Source organism: Pseudoalteromonas sp. bablab_jr011 (assembly GCF_016464045.1).
GTDB classification, from domain to species: domain Bacteria; phylum Pseudomonadota; class Gammaproteobacteria; order Enterobacterales; family Alteromonadaceae; genus Pseudoalteromonas; species Pseudoalteromonas lipolytica.
Genome location: NZ_JACDWU010000012.1, coordinates 1 through 2,892 on the forward strand (window position 1 = coordinate 1; position 2,892 = coordinate 2,892).

Annotated in this window: 2 protein-coding genes; one reads left to right on the forward strand and one right to left on the reverse strand. The window is 38.8% G+C overall.

Features of this window, described 5'->3' with window-relative positions:
* Window positions 1–693: 693 nt before the first annotated feature.
* Window positions 694–1,560 (reverse strand): acetyl-CoA carboxylase, carboxyltransferase subunit beta, encoded by an 867-nt coding sequence (accD, locus tag JIG41_RS00170; protein WP_199524079.1) that lies wholly within the window; start codon window positions 1,558–1,560, stop codon window positions 694–696.
* Between the two features lie 92 nt (window positions 1,561–1,652).
* On the opposite strand from accD, the gene JIG41_RS00175 reads away from it, so the two are divergent.
* Window positions 1,653–2,570, forward strand: coding sequence for a LysR family transcriptional regulator (locus JIG41_RS00175; RefSeq protein ID WP_063530097.1), 918 nt, complete (start codon window positions 1,653–1,655; stop codon window positions 2,568–2,570).
* Window positions 2,571–2,892: the final 322 nt, after the last annotated feature.

The following is a 2,892-nucleotide window of genomic DNA, read 5'->3' on the forward strand; positions in this document are numbered from 1 at the left end:
AGCAGTACATTGAAAATCAAAACACACCGCCAAGTGAAAGAGCCGTAAAAACTTCACGCGCTTTAAGTCAGAAAAAAGACTAGTTACCTCTTGCTTGACTCGCCCTTGAAAGGGTGAGATTGCGCAAGCCTAATGTTCAATCTATTAAAGCTTAGGTTTGTTGTATGTGAGTTTAAGTCTCGAAACTATACTGGAGTAAATTTATATGAAAGAGCTCAAATTATATTGTATATGGGAATGCTGAACAAATGGTATCTACCTGCACCGCAAGGTATTGTTGCATATGGTAATGGTTTTGCTGTTCGAGTTAGGTTTAATAAATCATTGTTCAATGAAATTTGCGGTCTTCGAAAGCAGTGCTTAGTTGAATTGGGTAAGTTTTAACTTTTCTTATATGGAATATAGCTGTGAATACACACTTATGTTCGTGTGGTAGCCGTATTTGAGCTTACATTACAGCTTAGACGCATAGGCTTTAGCTTCATCTGACTGGCAGCACAAAGTCGAATCCTGCTTTCAGGTAATTTTTCGTATCCAAAACGTCGAAAACCACCTTTCTTGGCGGTGGTCGCGATGGAAAGAAAGTTTTGGGCATAAATGGCTTTATAACTTTGAATACCTTTAAATGTTTTATACTCATTTGAATGAGCTTTATCTTGTTGGCTAGTTCTGCTTCGCCACAGTACCTATAAGCTATGGATTTAAAGGAATAGTTGTATTTGTCATTTTAGCCAACAATCCACCAATTCGTTTGCGCATTTCACGCCTATCAATAATAATGTCTATAGCGCCATGCTCTAAGAGGAACTCACTCCGCTGAAAGCCCACAGGTAATTTCTCCCGAACAGTTTGTTCTATCACGCGACGTCCAGCAAAGCCGATAATTGCTTTCGGCTCGCCAATGTTAATATCTCCTAGCATGGCTAGACTCGCTGAAACGCCACCCAATGTTTGATCTGTTAATACAGAAAAATATGGTAAGCCTTTACTGGATAACCGGTTTAACGCAGCACTAGTTTTTGACATTTGCATTAACGATATCAGAGATTCTTGCATACGAGCGCCTCCACTAGCAGAAAAGCAAACTAATCCACAATTTGCATCTACAGCAGCTTCAACTGCCTGAACAAAACGTGCACCTACAACTGAGCCCATCGATCCTGCCATAAAAGAGAACTCGAATGCACACGCAACAACAGGTAAGCCCATAAGTTTTCCTTTCATCGCAACTAAGGCATCCTTTTCTCCAGTACTTTTCTGGGCAAGAGCAAGGCGTTCCTTGTAGCGTTTCAGATCCTTAAAATTTAGAAAGTCTTTCGGTTCAAGCTCACTCGCGATCTCAATTCGCTCTCCTTTATCTAAAAAGCTGTCTAAGCGGCGGCATGCTGACATCCTCATATGATGATCGCATTTTGAGCACACCTCTAAATTTTTTTCGAGGGCAATGCGATATAAGATCTGATCACAGGATGGGCATTTAGTCCATATTCCCTCTGGGATAGAAGCTTTACGTGTACTGATTATATTCTTCTTATCTAACAGTTTTTCTAACCAACTCATTGGAAACCTTTTCATATAACTTTAGTGATAAGTATTGTATAGACCTATTTTTGGTAATAAAGTGTGCTTTATTGGTTTGATAATCCAATATAGTGGGATTAAATAAGATACTTGATAAAATTGACCAGCAGTGGCTAAAAAGTTTTCACTGTGTCTATGAGAACAACAGCTTCAAACGTGCTGCGGAATTTTTAAGCTTGCCTACATCAAATATCAGTCGTCATATTTCTTTGCTCGAAGAGCGACTGGATATACGACTATTTAACAGAACCACACGCCGAATCGCTCCAACAGATGCAGGAGAACATCTCTACTTACGCACACAGCCATTGTTTGATAAACTTAATGATGCTCTTGAGGAAGTGACACAGCACTCTCATGAGGTCATTGGGCAGCTTAGAGTTTTAATGCCAGACTCGCCTGCTTTAGCTCAAGCAGTCGTGTCTTTTTGTACCAAGCATCGCTCAATTTCACTATGTTGCGATACAAATATAAGCCCGAAAGAGGATTTACTTGATGGGTTTGACGTGATTTTAAGTTTTCACAGAGGAAAGCTCGAAGATAATAATTGGGTAGCTAAGGAGATAAAGCGTTGGCCAAGCTCTGTTGTGGCATCCCCAAAACTCTTAAAGACCTCTCCCAGACCTTTTCAGGTTACCGACTTGAAACACGTCCCATGCATTAATACTTTTACTGCGTTAAATGGAGCACCTTGGGTTTTCAAAAATACTAAAGGTGAGCTTATTACTCAAAAAGTACAGTCTTCATTTAAGGTCAATAGCGGGCATCTCGCTAAATCTGGCACATTAGCAGCTCTGGGATTTGCTATACTGCCCACTGAATTTTGTCGTAATGAAATAGATGCTGGTTCTCTGGAAATAGTAAAAATGGAATATGAGCCTGAAGATTTAGTTTTGTATATCTTTTACGCTTCCAGAAAACAATTGGCAAAAAAGATCTCGATGTTTATTGAACATTTAAAGCACCAAGCAAATTTAGATAGAGGCTGAAAAGTAGAGGAAATAAAAAATGAGTTTGCATTACACGTAACTACGGCAAATAAATAACGTTAGTTATTCATCAATTAAGATTTTAATCGTTGGATATACCTAAATGCTAAACTTGATAGTTAAAGCAAGCCTAATATGACATCTTTAAATAATCGCTGTGTGGTCAATGTCAAATAAGCCATTTTAAGTAACTAATATCTCGCAGCGCTGCATTTTAACTGTGACAAGATGTTATCAGTCAACTTTAACCAATTTGTTTCATACTCCCACGTCCTTTTAAAGTCGTCATTGCTCCTTGAGCTTTCAAGCATTTCTCTAAAAT